The following is a 20312-nucleotide window of genomic DNA, read 5'->3' on the forward strand; positions in this document are numbered from 1 at the left end:
CATTCCTAATTATTTGGCATGTTCATTCTCTTCCAAGCGCTCATTCCGCCCTTGACGTTAAAAATTTGGTTAAACCCATGCTTTTTTAATACTCTTGCAGCCTTTGAGCTTCTAATACCACTTTGACAAATAACAACAACATCTTTCGTCTTATTGAGCTCATTAACTCGTTGTGTCAGTTCATAAAGTGGAATATTACGAAACGGAAGTTGATGGTTACGGGTATATTCACCAGGTGTCCGAACGTCAATAAATTGCACATTTTTTTGCTTGAATTTCTCTTTTGCTTCCGTTGGAGTGATATTCGTAATTCCTTTTACTGGAATGAAGCGAGTAACAATTAGAATGACAATAACAATAGCTAGAAGCCAGTAATTTAATTCCATCTCTTTTCTCCAATCCTTTTTTATCCTTATTTAGAATTCAAGTTCATCATCCCATGAAAGCATGCCACCTACCATATTGGTTACACTAAACCCTTTTTCCAATAGAATTTCACAGGCCATAGAACTTCTTCCACCTGAACGACATACCATATAATAATGCTCATTTTTATCAAGTTCATCCAAACGATCTTCTAAATCGCCAAGTCGGATATGGCGTGCGCCAGGGATCTTTCCCGTAGCAACTTCTTCATCCTCACGAACATCGATTATATGTAATTTTTCACCATTTCTCATTTTAATTGCTAATTCATCTGGTGTAATTTCTTTCACATTTAATACCCCCATTTCAAATACTATTTCTATTATAAAGGATTTAAGTAGGGAAAAAAACAAATGAAATAAAAAGCACCAAGACAAAAGAAACTAAAAAGTTTCCTTTGCCATGGTACGATAAAGCTTTTCAATGATTTATATGCTTTCAAGTAATGTTTGTCTATCATACTGTAAGGATGACAGCTTTTCCTGGAGGTTGTCAAACTCTTCCTTTAGTTGATTTAAGATTTTCACTACCTTTGACTGGTTCATATACACCTGATCAAGTGAATCGTTAATTCTTCCTTGAACCACCCAGTCTACGATAAAACCATCAAAGAAATGGTCAGCGAATCTTAGTAATTCGGATACGTTCAAATCCATCTCAATCATTTCATTAATATCTAGTAATTCCTTCTGAAATGATCTCATTTTATACTGGGCTACATGTATATGGTCTGATGCTTCATCCATTTTGCTATGCTTGATTGCACTGGAAATCATACCTCCACCTACCCCTAGTACAACTTACTACCCTTACGAAGCACCTAATCAAAAGGTTTCATTCGACAAGAAGTACAAGGACTAGGTACCCTAATCTACATTCTGTACACCATCAATAAATTGCTTCATAGCAGCCAGTTTCGTTGTGCTATGCCATTTTTCTAGTTTGTCTTCTTGACCAGAAAAGTATAGATCTAATACATGACATAGTTCTTGGATATATTCCTTTTCTCCTCCACCTTCTTTTACCATCTGGTTCACTAGATACTCCCAATTCAGGACGATTTCTCCATAGGGACGCTCAGGGTACATCCTGGCAATCTCTTTCGCCTTTTCTAAATCTCTATTTCTATATATCTCGTTCGCAATCCAATGACCAACAAACCGATTGCTTTTATCGATTTTCATCGCTTTGTCATATTCTATACTTGCTTCATCATACTTTCCTTGCTTCATTAAGGCACTAGCATATATCGATTGGTCATAACCGTCTAATTTGTCTACTTTATCCGAATAGATTTTGAACCATGTATTAAATTCGGTCCAATTCTGTATATCGTAATAATGCTGTACAATATCGAATAACTGCTGTGCTGAATTCGTTTTTAATGCTAGTTCCTCCATATATGGTTTGGCCAATTTGTCACGAGCTATAGTAGTACCGTCCCCGTTCATACCAATTAATCGAACGATCATTCGCAAGCTATGAATATCATCTGGATTATTTTCATAATTTAATTTATATTGCTCTAACGCTTTTTCTGGTTTTTTATTGATCAAGAGCTTATCCGCCCTAGTTAAATCCCGTTCTTTCAAGTAAAAGAATGGGAGATTACCAATTGTTTTATCATCCAAACGATGACCATTACTTTTGGTAATGAGTCGATCATGTTGGTCAAAAGCCTCCACACTCCAGTAAAAACGATTATCTGGGTTGGTAAATGCTAGGAAGGATTTTGCATCATAATCATCTTCATCACCAAAAGCGACAGCACCTGTTTGATTATAAATTTCTTCAATCGGTACAACAATTTCATTTTCTTTCAAATTTGTTTTAAAGCTAGTACTTACAGAACCGTATTCAATTTCATAAGCTAGACTTAAGTTGTAATATGCTGCACCTTCTACATCCTCCCATGAAAAGGTTACTTCATCATCCCTGATTACCTTCTGGTTTACTGGTGACTTGATTTTCATTAATTCTTGTAGGGTCACATTATAGGTGATATCCTTACTCCCATCGATATCAATCCAATCATCCATTCGAATAGGCCAAGTCCATCCATCGATTTGGTCATAGTAAAAGCCTAGAAAGATTTGATAGCGATTCGGGAGGACACCGTTAATTACAAATCTTCCTTCATCGTCTGTTAGTACGTAATATTCATCAGGCCCTACACTCTGGTTAACACTGCTTTCATCTCGTAAAAATACACCAACACCTCTCATCGGTGTCCCATCACTTCGAACTACCTTCCCAGATACACTTACTACATCTACTGTACCTTTTTCCATCGCCATGCTTAAAGATCTTTCTAATGATGTTAATTGTTGATAGACAACACGATTTTCCACTTTGTCTTCCTCAATTGATTCATCCTCGTCAGAACTGTCCTGCCATTTCTTCTGCTCTTCATTAAACTCTTTCTCATATTCCTTAATTGCCTTTGTCACTTCTTCATGAGCTTCGTTAAGAATACCTTGCGCGAGAATAATTTCAGTTCTTAGCTGTGTCACTTGAGCTAACGTGTCATAGTTTTCTGTGCCAAGCTCCTGTAGTAATTCTTCAATATATTGATTCGCTTCCGTGAATTGGTCATGATTCTTAGTTAATCGAATACGTTCCACTAGCAACTCGTTTCGATGATATTCTTCTAAGGGGGAGAAGCGCTTCGAGGCATCAAACAACGTATGTTTTGCCTTTTCCAAGTCTCCTTCCATTTCATAATGAGAAGCTAGCATTTTTGCAGCTGTAACTAAAAATCCATTAGGAGGTGCTTGCATCACATATTCTCTTATAAAAGGTTCCTTTTCTTCCCAACTAAATTCAATATAATTCTGGTCTTCATTTGCCCAATGCGTTAAGGACGGACCAATATAAATATCGAAATTAGTTAATAATCCATCACCAATCATATATTCCTGGATTAAATCATATTTTTTTGTTTCCATTTGAGTCGTTCTTAGTAGGTCCAAAATTTCCTGCTTCTCTTCCACCTTACCAGCAGTGATATTTTTCTCTGCAACATAGATTTCAATATATGGGAAGACAAAAAAGGATAGAAAAGAAATGAGTGTTAGCATTCCAATTATCATAAAAACGAGGTGCTTCACCTTCATTTTAATCCTCATGCTTTTTCAACTCCTTTTCAAAAGCATCCTTCCAATAATAATTGCCTGCTACATTGATTAATTCTCTTTTCTCATTATCTCGGTTACTATGTTCTGTTGGTTTTATTTCAACATAACCGATCACCATAATAAGTAATACAAATACGGCACTAACCGGGACGATTGGAATAGTTAATTCCTTATTCCAGAGCTTAAGGAATTTCTGTTTCCAAGTTTTAGGATAGACCCTGTTTAGCACTTCCTTTTGTCCAGAAAATTGAATTATTTCTAATTCCTTATCTAGTTGATTTTTGAGATGCTCGTTCACTTGCTTCAAGAAATTCCTCTCCCTTCAGTAAAATCTCTTTTAATTTTACTCGTGCTCGTTTTAATCGTGTTTTAACCGTGGTTTCTTTTTCATTCGTATAAACTGCTATTTCTCTTATTTTCATTTCACTAAAATAGTAAAGTGTAATGACTTCTCGGTACTTATAGTCTAATTGATGAATGGCATCACTAAGATTTTCATTCCAGACTATCTTTAATAGTTCTTCCTCTGGGGTAGCAGTAAACACTACTTCCTTTGACAGTTCATTTTCAAATGGTAAAAGAATATGTTTCCAGCTCCACCTTCTCATTCGATTGCGACAGCAATTGATCACAATAGAGGTGAGCCAGCTTTTTAATTTTGTCGGATTATCCAGCTGCATTATTTTCTCAAATGCAGTAACAAATGTATCCTGTACTGCTTCTTCTGCGGATTGATGATCCTTTAGCAGAAGATAGGCGGTACGAATCAAGTAATCACCATATTGGTTCATTAATTCAATTAATGCACTTTCCTCTTTATCTCTTAGTCTATCAACAAGATCCAAGCAGGCTCCCCCCCTTTCTATATACTTAGATGCACTCTTTACGAAATAAGTTGCGATAAAGTAAAAATAATTTATCGGGGAAATAACATGAGTTTTATTAGAAGATTTCAAATCCAGTCGTTACGCTAATTGTTATCAAACTTTTGGCTAAATAGCTTTCTCCAACATATCGATTTAATTACATAATAAAGCACCCTTCCATTTGGGAAAGGTGCTAGGAAATATCGATTCCTTATTTTCACTAAAATGATTTTTCCTCATCCGCTTTTGCCAAATTTAAGCGGAGCCCATATCCAAATCTACACGCCCCTATTGCTGAGGATCATCTGTAATAGCTGTTCGATGTGAAAACGTCGGTTTTAAATTTTATTTCCCGTATTGATGAAGAAGCTCCAAAATATGTCTTAACTCTGAAATTTCAATTTGTCCTGGTGCTGATTTGTTCACACCGGAAGCAAACGTTGCTGAAGAACCAAACAATTCGCCAGTTAACCTACTAACTACGCCTTTATCCCCCATTGCTATTGTAATAAATGGTCGATTAGCAATGTTCTCTTTTATCTCTTGTGTTGTATCTAGTAATGTAATTACATCATGGGCACTATTTGGCATCACAGCTATTTTAGCGATATCTGCACCAAGCTCCTGCATTTTAGAGAATCGTGTAAGTAGCTCCTCCTTATGTGGTGTACGCTGAAAATCGTGGTTGGAAAGTACAACGAAAACGCCATTTTTCTTTGCTAATAAAATTAACTCCTTTATTAAACCTTCTCCAAGAAAAAGCTCAATATCTACCAGATCCACTAATCCTGAAGAAATAACCCTAATCAGAACCTCCCTGTAATGTTCAAGGGAAATATGCTTCTTCCCACCTTCATTTTCCGTCCGAAAGGTAAATAGCAAAGGGGTATTTACAACATTTTCTCGAATAACCCCAAGCGTCCGTTCAATGGAAGTGGAATCTTCAACCGCATCATACAAATCTGCACGCCATTCAAACATATCTGGCTTCATTTTTAGTAAACTTTCTACTTCTTTACATAACGCCTGCTCTGTTGCCCCTACTAGTGGGACAATAATTTTCGGTACGCCTTCACCTATTACAATATCCCTTACTTTAAGAACATTCATCCAACATTTGCTCCTTCATTTCTTAAACTAATAGTATCATACCACCTATTCAATTAGTAAAACTAGACATCCCCCAATCCCCATTTTGAAGATATTTCTCTTAAAGGGAAGTCACTTATGGTTACAAAAATAGGAGAGACCGAAACTTGAATGGTATTTTTTCAGGATACAAAAGGTCACATCCCATGCTTTAAGGGTAAAATACAATCAAATGAATAAATGGCCTAAGGAGATACTCTAGGCCATTATGCTAAGAATAGCTATTCAGGTTTCCTTTTTAACAGTAATGCGATAAGAAATACTAATCCGAGGTAACCATAGAATGGATAAAGTGTGGTGAGAAGTTGATTATATCCAAATTGGCTTATACAGAAGATAACAGCTAAAATTAGCCAGACTGCATGATGGTATTTTATCTGAAGGCTTACCTTCAATTGCCGTGAAATCCCATAAACATTGGCAACAACTGTATTAAAAATCTCCCCATATACAACAATTATAAATAAGATATGGATGAAAGAACCAAGCAATTTGATAATCTCTGCCATAGGTATGTCGAAGCGAAAGGTCTCTGGATTAGTAGCTAGGGAAAAATGACCTAAAAGTAACATCAAGCATAATCCTAATCCACCGAAGAAACCACCCCATTTTAGCACGTTCTCATCCTTTATTTCTTTTCCTAATGGTACAAGGACCACAAGAGCAGTAATGATGTTAAAGGATGCATATGTAAAAGGAGAAGAAACCCATAGAAATTGGTGCGGAACCTCTTTAAAAGTAAGCATCTCGAGTAGCTTATCTGGTTGATGGTCGAACACTGAGATGAAAATAAACAAGCTAAATAAGATGATAATTGGAACAATGTATGCGTTAATTGCCATTATTCCTTTTAACCCTTTTAAAACAACAAGATAACAAATGACAAGTGTAGAAATAACTCCAACCTGAAAAGGAATTCCTAGCTGTTCTTGAAATACCGCACCAGCTCCCGAGAGCATTACAGATGTGACCGAGATAACAATGACAAAAATAATAAAATTAATAATTTTTCCAAGCTTATATCCAAAAATATGTTCATTGAATTCTTTATACGAATAAGCTTCAATACGTGCTGCAATTATCATTATCTTATTTCCAAATAGAATAAATAATATACAGCTTATTACCACTCCAATTGTTCCAATCTCACCATATTTACTAAAGAATGTAACAATCTCTTTACCGGTAGCAAAGCCTGCCCCAATTACTGTTCCAATATAAGTAGCTGCTACTAGTAATACAGATATCCATTGCTTCATTTATCATTCCCCCAATATTAATCTATGTTATTGGGGGAAGAAAAAGACAAGCTATTTTTATATACCTGCTTGCCTATTATTCTATATCGGTACCTCGTCTTAATATCTCGATTTCTTCATCAATCCTATCCAGATCAATTTTTTCAAATAACAGTTCAACCTTACTTAAAGAAACAGGATTATAGCTAGCTTCCATCCATTTCATCTCGCTTATTCTTAGCATTCTTTGCAGCCTCTGACTTGAAAATGGTAGAAATGGATTCAACAACTGAGCAAGATTAGCTATTGTATAAACACAGGTTGCTATTGTATTTGCACAGCCTATTTCATCCTCTTTTATCTGGTTCCATGGTTTCTTTTCATCAAAGTATTTATTAGAATCACGAACGATAGAAAACAACGCTTCAATTGCCAATTTAAATTTTGTGTCTTCAATTAAGGCTCCAATCTCATCATATGCTGCACATACTCTTTTCCTTAGCTTTGTATCAACTTTTCCTTTTGGTGTAGTGCCCCCATAGTACTTCTCAACAAACTTCAATGTCCGATTAACAAGGTTTCCATAAGCACCAAGCAGCTCACTATTATGACTATAAATAAACTCACGCCAGGAAAAATCAGCGTCCCTACTCTCTGGTGCGTTAGCAATTAGAAAGTAGCGTATTGAGTCAGGCTGATATGTTTTCAAAATATCTGGTACCCAAATTGCCCAATTACGACTGGTTGACAGCTTTTTCTGTTCAATGGTTAAGAATTCATTGGATACAATATGAGTAGGTAGTGGCTGTTTATCTATGCTTTTCAAAATAGCTGGCCAGATGATACTATGAAACGGAATATTGTCTTTACCATGGACATAATAGGATATTGTTTCTTTATTCCAAAACAGAACTTCATCAGCTTGATGCTCCTTGGCCCATTGTTTGCTTGCAGAATAGTAGCCAATGACAGCTTCAATCCAAACATATATTGTCTTATTTTCAAACCCCTTAACTGGAACACGAACCCCATTTGAAAGATCCCTAGATACAGCCCGGTCCACCAGTCCTTCCCTTAAATAACGCTCTGATAGCTGGATAGCATTATCCCGCCATAGTCCTTCTTTTTTAGCACGAGAAACAAAGCATTCAAGTTCTTCTTGTAATGCACGCAATTTCATATAAAAATGCTCTGTCGATTCCACAATCGGTGAGTCTCCACATGTTCTGCATCGTTTTTGGATTAATTCAATTGGGTTTAATAGCTTTGAGCAATAATCACATTGATCCCCCCTCGCCTCAGCACCACAGTTCGGACATATTCCTTCTACATAACGATCAGCTAAAAACTGATTACAAGTCTTGCAAAAGCACTGACTTTCCACTTTCGTATATAATTTATCCTTCTTTAGCAATTCCAGAAAAACTTCCTGTACTACTTGATGATGCAATGAATGATCAGTTCTCGTATAGCAATCGAAAGTGAACCCTAATTTCTCAAAGCAATCCTTAAATTCATTATGATATTTATCTGCAATCTCCTTAGGTGACACTCCTTCTTGCTTTGCCTTTATTGCAATTGGTGTCCCATTACAATCGCTCCCCGACACGTATAGAACATCCTCTCCCTTTAAGCGAAAATATCTTGCTAATACATCTCCCGTTAACAAACTTGATAGATGGCCAATATGCAGTGAGCCATTTGCATATAGCCAAGCACCACCAATAAACACACTCATTTCTTTTCCTCCTTTAAAAAAGCACCTAGTTTTTCTAATGTCATTTTGAATTTTAATGACTTGTGAAATGATGTATAGAATACTGCTATGATTCATTTCGCTCGGGATTATTTTCCAAAATGATGCATAGAGGGCTTCTATACTTCATTTCACTTGAGATTCCTTTCCGATATGATGCGTAGAGTACTCCTATGCCTCTTTTAACCCGAGATTATTTTCCGAAATGATGCATAGAGCCGCCTCTGCTAATACCAACTAATCTTTCCATGGAAATACAAAAACCCTCGCCCCTAGATTCAATCTAAGGACGAGGGTTAACTCGTGTTACCACCTTAATTTACTAATAACTCACATTATTAGCCTCTGTAAGTACGGAGTTGGAAACAACCCTTATACTTTGACATTGGTAACGAGTGCCAAATCTCGTCAAAGCCTATTTTCAAAATGAAAGGTCGACTCTGAAGCTCCAAGGCCATTTTCGATTAACAATTTTCTGCTTCTTTTCAGCTACCGAAGCTCTCTGGGAAGAAATTAGAGTTAGTCTACTTTCCTTTTCATCGCTTTATAAAAAATATTTTAATTATTATTACATAAAATCTGTTTTTTTAAAAGTAGTTTTTTATAAAAATTTTCTTTTAATCCCATTCTAATTTATGTTTTCCTTCACCGAATACTTAACAGGATCAATTCCAAATAACTCAGGTGTCAAATCCTTGGCAATTGGTAAAGTCCTTAACCTAGGATGAAGAATCCAGACTATGGAAAGAAATAATAGTCCGAGCCCAGTTAGTGCAAAGATTAGTGTACTACTCGTTACTGTCGCAAAATATCCGCCAGCTAATGAACCAATAGGCATGGCGATAGTCCCCATGCTACCTGAAACAGAATTCACCCTTCCAAGAACTTCATTGGGTACAACCGTTTGAATTGCCGACGCAACAATTACATTCGTTCCTCCGATTGGGATCCAAGCAATACCGTAAAATATAGCACCTAGCGTCGGCCACGGCATAATTGCTGCCAATATCCAACAAAGAGCAGAAAAAGAAAAGGAAATAATACTAAAATATCCTACTTTCAGCTTTCCCATCCATGAGGAGAGAAGTGCACCTACTAGACCACCTGTTGACATTGCTGCTAAGTAGAACCCATATATCTCTGATCCGCCATTTTGAGAAGCAAATGCAGGTAAAACAGCAAGCGCACCACCTATTGCAAAATTTGCAACGACAGATCCAATTAAAAACGTTCCCAAAATCGATCGAAAGACAATCGAAAATCCTTCCCTTAACTCCGAAAAATAGGAAACCATCGCACATTTTATACCAGCATTATTCTTGTTTTTACTTTCTTTTGCTGAAGGAAGTTTTATTAAACTAAAACAGATGGCGGCAATTGCAAAAGTGAAGGAGTCCACAAGGTATAATGTGACTGCCCCAATAAGAGCTACAAGGATTCCAGATAGTGCATTAAAAACTAAATCAATTCCTTGATAAGCAAAGGAAAAATAGGCATTTCCTTTAACTAAGTCCTCTTTTGACAATAATAATGGTAAGGCTTTTGACTGAGATGGATAAGCGAATTGCTCAATAAACGAAACAATGGGCATAACAATGAGGACGACTTGGACTGTTAAAATGTCTAAGTAGTAGAAAATTGGAATGACTAAAATTAGGATGGATTGTAAGATTTGTGTAATAATAAGCGTTCGTTTTATTTGCCATCTATCTACAAAAGGTCCAACTATAAAACGTAAAGCAACTGGTAATAGTGTTAGAAAACCAGCCAAACCAGAATAAAAAGCATTTCCGCCAAGACTATAGACAAGCCACATTGCAGCGACATAATAGATACTATCCCCTATGTTTGTTACAATTCTTCCGAGAAGAAGAAAGAAAAAGCTCCTATTTTTGATGATATTCACGGTATTCCCCCCAATCTCTACATGCATTTTCCATCTAATTATACTAATATCAGATTGTAAAACATCCGTCTTAAGTAGGAAACAATAAAGTTCTAAGTCCTAACTATAAGATTCTTTATGTGCTTTAAAGCCTATTCGTTAATTAATATGTATATATTATTTAGTGCTTTAACTCTCGAATACTTTTGAAAAATTCCTAGCAAACACAAAAAAGCCCAACATTTAAAAACTTGGACTTTTTCATAAAGCTATACGTATCCCACTACTTACTTTCCGGTTTAATTTTTCCATCTGAAAGAAAATTCAACACTAGGCTAATAAACATGTTACCGATATGGAGAATAGCACGTTCATCAATAGTAAATTTTGGATGATGATGTGGAAAAACTGCACCGATTTCTTCGTTTCTACCACCAACTAAAAAATATACACCAGGAACTTCCTTTTGATAAAAAGCAAAATCCTCACTTCCCATCATCGGAACACCTGTAATTAAATTTTCCTTCCCAACCAATAGCGTGGCCATTTCTTCCACACGCTTTGTTTCCTGTGGGTCATTATATATAGAAGGGCAATCCTTAATGTATTCAAAATCAACTGTTGCACCATTTGCTGTACAGGTAGCATTTGTAACGTTTTCTAGTGCCTCTGCAATAATTGTACGTGCTTCTTCGTCAAATGTGCGAACTGTCCCTTTTATAACTGCTGAATCCGGGATAACATTATTTACTTCTCCACTAACAAATGATCCAACCGTTACTGCTGCTGCTTGGAGTGGATCTACTCGACGGCTTACAATTTGCTGTAAATTAACAACCAATTGACTGCCCGTTACTAGTGGGTCAACAGATAAATGAGGTTGAGAGCCGTGGCCACCTCTTCCATGAATCACAATATTAAAATCATCCTGTGCAGATGACGCATATCCTTCTTTTACACTAACCGTTCCAAATTCCTCTGTAGACATAACATGGGCGCCATAAATCATATCCACCCCATCCAAGCAACCATCAGCTACCATCGCTTTTGCACCACCAGGTGTAGCTTCTTCAGCAAATTGATGGATAAATTTAATCGTTCCAGGTATCTCATCTCTTACTCCACTTAAAACCTTAGCAACTCCTAGAAGTGTTGCAGTGTGCAAATCATGACCACATGCATGCATCACACCAGGAACACGAGATTTGTATTCGACATCAGTTTCTTCCTGAATCGGCAAAGCATCAAAGTCGGCCCTCAAAGCAACCGTTTTTCCTGGTTTACCGCCCTTCAATGTACCGACAACTCCTCGGCCACCCACTTCTGTTCTAACTTCCAAACCAAGTTTTTCTAGATATTCAGCGATTTTTCTAGGTGTATTTACTTCCTGATGAGAAAGCTCTGGATACATATGAAGATCACGACGAATATCTACTAATTCAGGATAAATTTCCTCTAATTCATCAAATAATTTTCTTAGCATGTTTCTATTCCTCCGATGTTGATCATTCTAAATGTAAAAATCCAACTGTTTTTTCCTATACTAAATTACCAAATAAACATATGAGCAACTGTTACAAAAATTGCCCCTAAAATATACTGGATAACGATTAATGGAAATACCCATTTTAACCATTTCACCCAAGGAATCTTAGCAATAGCTAGTGCAGCCATAAGTATACCTGCAGTTGGTGTGAATATATTAGAAATACCATCACCATACTGAAAAGCAAGTACTGCAGTTTGTCTGCTTACCCCTACAAGATCACCAAGTGGAGCCATAATCGGCATACTGATTGCCGCTTGACCACTTCCTGACGGGACAATAAAATTAAGTAAGCTCTGGGTGATAAACATACCAATTGCTGTCAGACTACTAGGTAATCCTGCCACTAAATTAGATATGCCATATAAAATTGTGTCGATCGTATTTGAGTCCTGTAAAATGATTAGAATTCCATATGCAAATCCTACAATCAATGCTCCCATTACTAGTTCTTCGCAACCTTTTACAAATGCTTCTGCCATCTGATTAACACGTAATTTCCCAATAATTCCTACAACAATACCCATAATAAGGAATAATGAAGCTATTTCTGGTATATACCAACCTTCTAAAATAACACCAAGTGCTAGTCCAATTAGTGTTAGAACAAGTACTGCCAATATCAGCATTTGTCTTTTCGTTAATGTTTGTTGTTGTATTAATTCGTGATTAATTTCTCGTTTCAAGTCTTCTTCATACATCAAGCTTTTAGTAGGATCCTTTTTAACTTTTCGCGCATAAAGCATTACATAGGCGATTGTTACACCAACAAAAATCAGCCAGAATACGAAACGAACTCCCATTCCTGAAAATGTCGGTAAGCCCGCAATTCCTTGGGCTACCCCAACTGTAAAAGGATTCATGAAGGCAGATCCAAATCCAGCATATACACTAGCCAAAATCATTGCAGTTCCTGTAATGGAATCAAAGCCTAGCATCATGGCAAGTGGTACTGCAATTAGGATAAATGGGATTGCTTCCTCTGCCATCCCCCAAGTTCCGCCACAAATTGCAAAAAATAGCATGATCACTGGAATTAGAACAAGCTCTTTTCCTGCTAATTTTTTTGTAATTGAACCAAAAGCTGCCTCAATGGTGTTTGTCGCTCGGAATATTCCAAATGACCCACCGACGATAAAGATGAAGAAAATAATTCCTGCAGCATCTACCATTCCAACATGTAAGGATTGAAATAAATCCATAAACCCAGTTGGATTGGAATCTACTGTATGGTAAGTACCATCAACAACTAATGATTGACCATTTTCATCCGTAGTGCGTTCATATTCCCCCGCTGGAACGAAGTAAGTTGTAATAGCTGTCAAAACCATGAACGCAAACAAAATAACAAAACCGTGTGGAAACTCAAATTTTTTCTTTGCTTTTACTGTTTGTGTACTCAAGATGCACATCCCTTTCTTTATTATTTTATAGGGTGTACATAGAGAAAACTTTAGAAGGGTTTTTAGTATAACTTTTTATCAGCATGTTCAAATTTATATGTAGTGGCTGTAATTTGCTCAAACTGTAAAAATAAAAAAACAATGATAGGAAAATAACCTACCATTGTTTATCAATTTATACGTTATCCTCCATCCTGATCAGTAGTTCTCCATGCACATAAAACAAGCATGACAGTATGCCTCTTATTCAGAAAACATCCCAGCAATAATGAATTTGACCTTCATTACGCTTCGGCAAATAATCCTTTCAACAATCTTCATCGATGTCATACTCCAATTGTCTACTAATATTATTTGCGCCTCTACCTCATCGAATGACAAGGTTCAATATGAAATTATTTATATACTAGCAAAACATTTACAAAAATACAAGTCTATTTTTATAGTTTTCTATTTATTTTCTGCTAATCTACTATTTCTTAAATGTTCTTTTGCATGATAGGTTGTGAGATGCATTTAACCATTTACCTCAGCTAAAGCCCTTAATTCCTTTCTCGCACGGTAAATTCTCGTCTTAACAGAGGCTGGCTTTATCTTTAACTGACTTGCAATCTCTTTTCCCTTCAATTCATGCTTCACAAGAAGAACCATTACATCCCGATACGTATTCCCTAAACGAAGTATTGCCTTTCTAATTTCTTCCATAAAAAAGATAAACTCTACTTCTTGTTCTACATCTTGATTCATTTCTTTTCCCAAGTTTACTAACATATCATTCTCCATTGGTATACCTTGTTTCTTCCGTTCGCTTCGCAAAATATCGATTGCGGTTCTCTTGGCAACTACAGACAGCCAAGCTGATATTTTTCCATCATCCTGAATAGAGTTTGCCTTTTTCCATACTTTAATAAACGTTTCTTGTACGGCATCCTCTGCTAACTGAACATCTCTTGTTATCGAATAACTAAGATGGAATAACTGATTATAATGCATGCTATATACCTCGGAAAGGTTAATGGTATTCATTGTTGCGCACTCTCCCTTTTCCTCCTATTCTTCTATTGGTAAAAAGATAATAATCTTAAATAAATCACCATCTATTTCTATCTCAAGTTGACCATTATGAAGTTCAATAATTGACTGGGCAATTGCTAGCCCTAGACCACTACCCTCTGTATGACGCGATGTATCGCCACGTTTAAAGCGTTCAAATAATTCATCACTATTTTCACTCAGCTCATATTTGGATACATTCTTAAAAGCTATTATTGCATGACCATTTCCAACGGAAAGATTAATATATACTCGTGAATTCTCCATGGAATACTTTAGTATATTTCCAATTAGATTATCAAAAACTCTCCAGAGCTTTTGACCATCCACTATCGCATGAACAGGTGGGTCTATATGGGTTACACGAAACTGCAAGCTCGATTCATGTATCATATCATCATACTCACCTAACGCTTGCTGTAATAGCTGAACTAAGTCAACCTTTTCTTTTTTCAATTCAATATTTCCGCTGGCCATTTTGGATACCTCGAATAAATCCTCAATTAATACTTTCAACCGCTTCGATTTCCGATCAATAATTTCTAAATATGCAGCACTTTCATCATTCATTTTCTGCTTTTCTTTTAATAGCTCCGTATAGGTAATGATAGAGGTTAGCGGCGTTCTCAGGTCATGACTAACATTCGTAATTAATTCTGTTTTAAGCCGTTCACTTTTAGCCTGTTCGCTCTGCGAATGTTTAACTCCCTGCTTAAGGACATTAATGTTCTCAGCTAATGTAGCAAGTGCTGTATTTCCCGTTATCTCTAAATCCTTACTGAGGTTTCCAGCTGCTAGTTCATTCGTATTTTCTACAATCCTGTTAAAGAACCCAACATTCTTTAAGATGACATTCCCAAGTGGTATTCCAATACTAACTAGTATTAGGATATAGAAAAACAGAAATATTGGATGAAGGAAAACCATAATACCCATTAAACCTAAAATAAATACCATACCAAAAATAAATATTAATTGTGTACCAGTTGTCTGATCTAAAAATGCTTCTTTTAGGTTCTTGATTAATTTGAGCATTTCTCTTTTTAAGAAAAGGTACAACTTGTAAGATACACATTGCTCCCAGAGGTTTTTAAAATTTTTCCAATCCTTTAGTGTTACTAATAAGAAATTAATCTGCATAACTGTGATAGCTAATCCGATTGAAACTACTATTAATTCCATTAAGTTGAACAAGCCTAAATAAATGGAGAAACCAGGGGAAAAATAGTAGATTGCCTGGACAAGCGAAAAAAACATCAATACAGTGAAAATACTAGAAACACCTAATAGCCCTACTCTTACATCAATTGGGAGTTTGTTATAAGAACGTCTCCAGTTAGATACTTCTGCCCGTGTCTTTTTTGCCTTTTTAGCGATAATAAGGGAAAGAATAAGGGCAAGGATACTAAGTGATATGACAATCCAGATAATCAGTTGATTCTTTTTATAATGTTCATTTCGTTCAATGAGAGTATTCGTCTGAGGTTCAACATTAGGGACACCTATTCTACCTTCAAGCTTCTTATCTGCTCCACCAAGCATATCCAGTGATTCTTCACTTTCCAGCAAATTATAATCAAACATGTCTCCATTCCGTAACGTAACAGATTCTACATAGACATTTGTTTCATCTGAAATTTGATTCACGTCTGCTTTTTTCCCTGTATTATCTAAGTTTGTATACACTAGATTATTGGTAGGATCCTTTAAGTAATACTGAAACATAGTTTTATACTCTTCAAATTGAGGTCGATAGCTCTCTATTTCTATAAAATAAGTTTCTAATTCCTTTTCTCTGTCTTTAATTATCTTATCTTTAACATAATCATCACTTTCAAAGTTTTTCGTAATGTCATTGATCTTGTTGTCTCTTTCCCTTATGTATGCATCTGCTACCTGTTGTGCATCATTATCTATTGCCTGTTGAATAAGGTCCTCGTATTGCCCTTTGATACTTTCGATTTGTTGTTCTAAATTACCATATGAATAGCGATACTCTTCAATTTCATCCTTCGTTACCGTAATTTTTTCTTTTGCTTCTTCTAGGGTTACATCATTTAACTCAAACATCACAACTAATTGCTTAAATTGTTCTAAATCTCCATACTGAAAATCTTCTGTATGGAAATAATCTTTTTGAGCGTAATACCAGCCATTATTCGATAATAATATTATTCCGCAAAAACCCCCGACAAATAATACGGAACAGGTTAATATTATGAAAATACTACTTTTCCATCTTGTACCCAAGTCCCCACACCACCTTTAAATACCTTGGATTTTTGGAATCTATTTCAATCTTTTCTCTAATTTTTCGGATGTGAACCGCTACGGTATTTTCTGCATTAAAGTTAGGTTCTTTCCAAACTAGTTCATATATTTCATTAATCGAAAATACTCTTCCTGCATTTGTCATCAAAAGTTCTACAATTTTGTACTCAATAGGAGTGAGCTTAACTTCCTCTCCGTTCACTGTAACTTGTTTAGAACTCTGATCAAGAGTTAATCCATTCAAATCAATTAATTTATTTGCTCCTGCAAATGTGCCTAGTGTTACATATCGCCTTAATTGTGATTTAACCCTGGCTATCAGTTCCATCGGATTGAATGGTTTAGTTATGTAATCATCTGCTCCCACTTGAAGTCCTAATATTTTATCCGTGTCCTCACTCTTCGCACTTAGAATAATAATCGGTATGTTTTTCTGTTCCCGGATCTTATAGGTTGCAGCGATTCCATCCATACGAGGCATCATAACATCCAGTAAAATAAGGTGAACCTCATTCTCATGTAATAGCTCAATTGCTTCTACTCCATCCTTTGCTTTAAGCACGGTCACCCCTTCATTTTTCAAATAAATTTCGATTGCATCGCGAATTTCCTTTTCGTCATCAACAACTAATACATTATATTTATTCATTAGTATCCCCTTCACACTTTCCTATACGTCTATAGCTTATCCATCAAATCTTAACATTCGTTTAATAAATTTCTTAAGAATTTCTTAATATTGGTGATTCTATTATATAGTTTCTATGTCACTGGAGATACTATCTATTTTTAGCTATGATTTCAATAGACAACCTCTTACCATGGCCCGACAAACGTTTTTTCTTACCACTAGCAATTATTTTTCGGGGAAAGCTATGAATAAGGAGGCGATTATTTATGAAAAAAGAGACCAGGGAAATCAAAGGTCCTGGCGCTGACCAATACTTACTGAGGCAAGAAAATGTGCAGCAAAATGAACAAAAAAATGAATATGCTTATTTAGATCATGGGAAGTTTAACGATAAAGATAATGAGGATATGTAAAAGATGGCCCTTACAGTAATTTTGTATTCGAGATTCATGAATACCCATTTGGGAATGTCGCTTCGTTATCAAGATACTTAGCGTATTAGAAAAAGTATTATTCTCACTATAATGAATAAACCACATGGAATCTGGTTATCCCATGATTCCATGTGGTTTGTTCTAAAGGTATACAGCTATCAACAAATTCAGAAACAGTCTAAACTTCTCAAGAATAGCTAAAGTGAGGGGATTATCCCAATCCCAATTGAAAGGAGTTCCTATAGGATAACTCCAATTTACTTATAAGCTGTCAATATATTTTTACCTTTTAAAAAAACGCAGTATTCCAACTACGGTTAGTAAAATAATTAGAATGATCCCCACATAGCTTACGATTAGGAAAATAGGTAAATCCATTACATGCACTCCTTTTTAATTATAAACTATCAAGCACTTGAAAATAATACTAAGTTAGATAGTGTTTCATTAAACAGTGCTTTTTAAAGTTAGTTAAGAAATATTTACTTTTATTATCTAAAGTCATATTCTTTTAAAATTGTTTCTAACTTCATTGCTTTAGTGATATCACCTTTAATTTTTAGCTTGCCTGTCATAAACGCCATCGTTCCTTTTAGCTTTCCCGATAGAAATTTATCAAAACTATCTAGTGACATGGTTAACGTACAATCTGCAGGAGCTTCACTTCCTGTTATAACTTTTGCCTGACCGTCTCGAAGCTGCAATTGATAATTTCCACCATCATCGCCCGTTATGTCAAATTGATATGTAACTGTTACCCCAGAAATCGGTGTAGGATTCTCATTGAATTTTTTTTCAATTAATTGAACCGTTTCTACTAGATTACTCAACATAATTCATCTCCCTATATTTCTCTTTTATGCCATTAAGAAACCACCGCTAACAGAAATACATTCCCCATTAACAAAACTGGAATCATCTGAAGCTAAAAATGATACTACGGCTGCAACTTCTGAAGGTTTACCAACACGCCCGGCAGGTGTTAATAATAGAGACATCATTTTTATATTTTCCGGTAGGTTCTGTGTCATGTCTGTATCTATTTGCCCGGGTGCAATTGCATTAACCGTGATGTTTTTACTACCATTTTCCTTTGCTAATGTTCTAGTCAGGCCAATTACCCCCGCCTTCGCTGCACTGTAGTTTGCCTGTCCCATATTTCCCCAGCTTGAAGTTGAAGAAATGTTTACAATTTTACCGTATTCCTGCTCTCGCATTTTTGGAATTACAGCTTGACAGGTGTGAAACATACTCGTTAAATTCACATTAATCACAGCATCCCATTGTGCCTTCTCCATCTTATGGAAAAATTTATCTCTAATAATACCAGCATTATTTACTAAGATATCTACTTTCACTAGTTTTTCATAAATATGTTGAAACGTTTCCTTAACTTCCTTCTCACTAGATACATCGCACTGCCATATAAAAATTCTTTCACCAGTTGGGTCCAAATCTCTCGCTGTTTGCTCAAGCTTCTCCAGATTTATATCAAGTGCTACCACGACTGCTTCGTCCTCTAAAAATCTCTCCATAATCTTAGCTCCTATTCCTTGAGCTGCACCAGTAACAACTGCGACCTTCCCCCGTAACTTTGCCATCAGATTCCCCCTTGTTGAAATATTGTGGAAATTATTCGTTTTTGGATAAAATTCAGATATTTAACTTCAATAATATCATTTTTCATATGAAATTTGAATGGATTTTTCTGTTAATACGTCCTTTGCAACATTTTTAAAGGGCTGCAAAAAGATAATAGTTACCTTTTTTGCAGCCCTTACTTATTTTAGTCCGTTATTTAAGAATCCATAAAGACTCTCTAATTGCTTCGGTGATTCAAACAAGTTGGGAAGTGCTTCTAATTCTTTTCCTTTAATTTCAAGCATCTCCCGTTGTAGCTTTTCCATTTTAACATCTAATTGAGCAGCTGTTTCTGCAGCTTCCTTTAGTTCATCCTTCATATGTTGCGGAATTTCTTTGTTATATTTATAAAATATTTTGTGCTCCAAGCTTGCCCAAAAATCCATCGCTATAGTCCTTATTTGCAACTCAACATAGACATCCTCTACATGGTCCGACATGAATATAGGAATTTTAATGATTAAGTGAAGGCTTCTATAGCCATTTGGCTTTGGGGTTTCTATATAATCTTTTATTTGGATTACTTCGATATCTTTCTGTTTCTGTATCATTTCACTAACCTTATAAATATCAGATATATAGGAACAGGTGATTCGGATACCGGCAATATCGTGAATGTTGTCTCGAATATCCTTAATCGTTAACGGATAGCCTTTTCTTTGCACCTTATTGATAATGCTCTCTGGTGACTTCAGTCTTGACTTCACATGTTCAATTGGGTTGTGATCATGAATATATTGAAATTCCTGCATAAGAATGTTTATTTTAGTACTTACTTCTTCTATTGCAAACTTGTAAGACAGCATAAAACGTAGTATTTCTGTTTTCATTAGTTTAAAATCGTTGATGTTTAATTCAAGTGCCATTTTTTTATAC

19 protein-coding genes, 1 riboswitch and 1 other annotated feature are annotated in these 20312 nt (G+C 35.8%); of the genes, 1 reads left to right on the top strand and 18 read right to left on the bottom strand.

The annotated features are described in order from the left end of the window. Positions 1-5: 5 nt before the first annotated feature. From KI338_RS16660 to KI338_RS16730, 15 genes are all read right to left on the bottom strand, one after another. Complete coding sequence (locus tag KI338_RS16660; protein ID WP_212922153.1) at positions 6-386, bottom strand: rhodanese-like domain-containing protein; 381 nt, start codon at positions 384-386, stop codon at positions 6-8. A gap of 30 nt (positions 387-416) precedes the next feature. Continuing rightward, positions 417-716 carry a rhodanese-like domain-containing protein gene (locus tag KI338_RS16665; protein WP_212922154.1) on the bottom strand — a complete coding sequence of 100 codons (300 nt, stop codon included), beginning with the start codon at positions 714-716 and terminating at the stop codon, positions 417-419. Between the two features lie 138 nt (positions 717-854). Then, the gene (locus KI338_RS16670; RefSeq protein ID WP_212922155.1) at positions 855-1202 is read right to left on the bottom strand and encodes a hypothetical protein; all 348 of its coding nucleotides are present in this window, start codon (positions 1200-1202) and stop codon (positions 855-857) included. Between the two features lie 90 nt (positions 1203-1292). Continuing rightward, positions 1293-3554 carry a hypothetical protein gene (locus KI338_RS16675; RefSeq protein WP_212922156.1) on the bottom strand — a complete coding sequence of 754 codons (2262 nt, stop codon included), beginning with the start codon at positions 3552-3554 and terminating at the stop codon, positions 1293-1295. Next, positions 3544-3870, bottom strand: a complete 327-nt coding sequence (locus tag KI338_RS16680) for a G protein-coupled receptor family protein (RefSeq protein WP_212922157.1) — start codon at positions 3868-3870, stop codon at positions 3544-3546. The genes KI338_RS16675 and KI338_RS16680 overlap by 11 nt, the downstream gene beginning before the upstream one ends. Next, positions 3830-4408, bottom strand: coding sequence for an RNA polymerase sigma factor (locus KI338_RS16685; protein WP_212922158.1), 579 nt, complete (start codon positions 4406-4408; stop codon positions 3830-3832). The genes KI338_RS16680 and KI338_RS16685 overlap by 41 nt, the downstream gene beginning before the upstream one ends. 366 nt (positions 4409-4774) lie before the next feature. Next, entirely contained in the window at positions 4775-5539 is a 765-nt protein-coding gene (aroD, locus tag KI338_RS16690; RefSeq protein ID WP_212922159.1) for a type I 3-dehydroquinate dehydratase, read from the bottom strand. A 260-nt stretch (positions 5540-5799) separates the two neighbouring features. Then, entirely contained in the window at positions 5800-6837 is a 1038-nt protein-coding gene (locus KI338_RS16695; RefSeq protein WP_212922160.1) for a YkvI family membrane protein, read from the bottom strand. Between the two features lie 76 nt (positions 6838-6913). Next, positions 6914-8554 (bottom strand): methionine--tRNA ligase, encoded by a 1641-nt coding sequence (metG, locus tag KI338_RS16700; RefSeq protein WP_212922161.1) that lies wholly within the window; start codon positions 8552-8554, stop codon positions 6914-6916. 300 nt (positions 8555-8854) lie between these two features. Then, positions 8855-9121: a binding site (T-box leader), on the bottom strand. A 79-nt stretch (positions 9122-9200) separates the two neighbouring features. Continuing rightward, positions 9201-10478, bottom strand: coding sequence for an MFS transporter (locus tag KI338_RS16705; RefSeq protein WP_212922162.1), 1278 nt, complete (start codon positions 10476-10478; stop codon positions 9201-9203). A 262-nt stretch (positions 10479-10740) separates the two neighbouring features. After that, complete coding sequence (locus tag KI338_RS16710) at positions 10741-11940, bottom strand: M20 metallopeptidase family protein (protein ID WP_212922163.1); 1200 nt, start codon at positions 11938-11940, stop codon at positions 10741-10743. A gap of 65 nt (positions 11941-12005) precedes the next feature. Further along, on the bottom strand, positions 12006-13415 hold the full coding sequence (locus KI338_RS16715; protein WP_212922164.1) for a YfcC family protein: 1410 nt from the start codon (positions 13413-13415) through the stop codon (positions 12006-12008). 185 nt (positions 13416-13600) lie between these two features. Then, positions 13601-13779: riboswitch (Lysine riboswitch) on the bottom strand. A 143-nt stretch (positions 13780-13922) separates the two neighbouring features. After that, positions 13923-14432, bottom strand: coding sequence for an RNA polymerase sigma factor (locus KI338_RS16720; protein WP_212922165.1), 510 nt, complete (start codon positions 14430-14432; stop codon positions 13923-13925). 24 nt (positions 14433-14456) lie between these two features. Beyond that, positions 14457-16709: a sensor histidine kinase gene (locus KI338_RS16725; RefSeq protein ID WP_212922166.1), complete on the bottom strand. Its 2253-nt coding sequence runs from the start codon at positions 16707-16709 to the stop codon at positions 14457-14459. Then, a complete protein-coding gene (locus KI338_RS16730) occupies positions 16687-17379 on the bottom strand; it encodes a response regulator transcription factor (RefSeq protein WP_212922167.1) in 693 nt (230 codons plus the stop codon). The genes KI338_RS16725 and KI338_RS16730 overlap by 23 nt, the downstream gene beginning before the upstream one ends. Positions 17380-17627: 248 nt before the next feature. On the opposite strand from KI338_RS16730, the gene KI338_RS16735 reads away from it, so the two are divergent. Beyond that, entirely contained in the window at positions 17628-17774 is a 147-nt protein-coding gene (locus KI338_RS16735) for a hypothetical protein (protein ID WP_212922168.1), read from the top strand. A 512-nt stretch (positions 17775-18286) separates the two neighbouring features. Here KI338_RS16735 and KI338_RS16740 read toward each other — a convergent pair. From KI338_RS16740 to KI338_RS16750, 3 genes are all read right to left on the bottom strand, one after another. Continuing rightward, positions 18287-18628 (bottom strand): SCP2 sterol-binding domain-containing protein, encoded by a 342-nt coding sequence (locus KI338_RS16740; RefSeq protein ID WP_212922169.1) that lies wholly within the window; start codon positions 18626-18628, stop codon positions 18287-18289. A gap of 24 nt (positions 18629-18652) precedes the next feature. Next, positions 18653-19396 (bottom strand): 3-oxoacyl-ACP reductase FabG, encoded by a 744-nt coding sequence (fabG, locus tag KI338_RS16745; protein WP_212922170.1) that lies wholly within the window; start codon positions 19394-19396, stop codon positions 18653-18655. 180 nt (positions 19397-19576) lie between these two features. Then, positions 19577-20302, bottom strand: coding sequence for a GTP pyrophosphokinase (locus KI338_RS16750; RefSeq protein ID WP_212922171.1), 726 nt, complete (start codon positions 20300-20302; stop codon positions 19577-19579). Between the last annotated feature and the right edge of the window lie 10 nt (positions 20303-20312).

It is taken from the genome of Ornithinibacillus bavariensis (genome assembly GCF_018333235.1).
Taxonomy (GTDB): domain Bacteria; phylum Bacillota; class Bacilli; order Bacillales; family Amphibacillaceae; genus Ornithinibacillus; species Ornithinibacillus bavariensis.

Coding starts and splice junctions, on each gene's coding strand:
- KI338_RS16675 (WP_212922156.1), bottom strand. CDS start 3,554: ATGAGGATTAAAATGAAGGTGAAGCACCTCGTTTTTATGATAATTGGA.
- KI338_RS16740 (WP_212922169.1), bottom strand. CDS start 18,628: ATGTTGAGTAATCTAGTAGAAACGGTTCAATTAATTGAAAAAAAATTC.
- KI338_RS16730 (WP_212922167.1), bottom strand. CDS start 17,379: ATGAATAAATATAATGTATTAGTTGTTGATGACGAAAAGGAAATTCGC.
- KI338_RS16720 (WP_212922165.1), bottom strand. CDS start 14,432: ATGAATACCATTAACCTTTCCGAGGTATATAGCATGCATTATAATCAG.
- KI338_RS16735 (WP_212922168.1), top strand. CDS start 17,628: ATGAAAAAAGAGACCAGGGAAATCAAAGGTCCTGGCGCTGACCAATAC.
- KI338_RS16750 (WP_212922171.1), bottom strand. CDS start 20,302: ATGGCACTTGAATTAAACATCAACGATTTTAAACTAATGAAAACAGAA.
- KI338_RS16660 (WP_212922153.1), bottom strand. CDS start 386: ATGGAATTAAATTACTGGCTTCTAGCTATTGTTATTGTCATTCTAATT.
- KI338_RS16715 (WP_212922164.1), bottom strand. CDS start 13,415: ATGTGCATCTTGAGTACACAAACAGTAAAAGCAAAGAAAAAATTTGAG.
- KI338_RS16710 (WP_212922163.1), bottom strand. CDS start 11,940: ATGCTAAGAAAATTATTTGATGAATTAGAGGAAATTTATCCTGAATTA.
- metG (WP_212922161.1), bottom strand. CDS start 8,554: ATGAGTGTGTTTATTGGTGGTGCTTGGCTATATGCAAATGGCTCACTG.
- fabG (WP_212922170.1), bottom strand. CDS start 19,396: ATGGCAAAGTTACGGGGGAAGGTCGCAGTTGTTACTGGTGCAGCTCAA.
- KI338_RS16670 (WP_212922155.1), bottom strand. CDS start 1,202: ATGATTTCCAGTGCAATCAAGCATAGCAAAATGGATGAAGCATCAGAC.
- aroD (WP_212922159.1), bottom strand. CDS start 5,539: ATGAATGTTCTTAAAGTAAGGGATATTGTAATAGGTGAAGGCGTACCG.
- KI338_RS16695 (WP_212922160.1), bottom strand. CDS start 6,837: ATGAAGCAATGGATATCTGTATTACTAGTAGCAGCTACTTATATTGGA.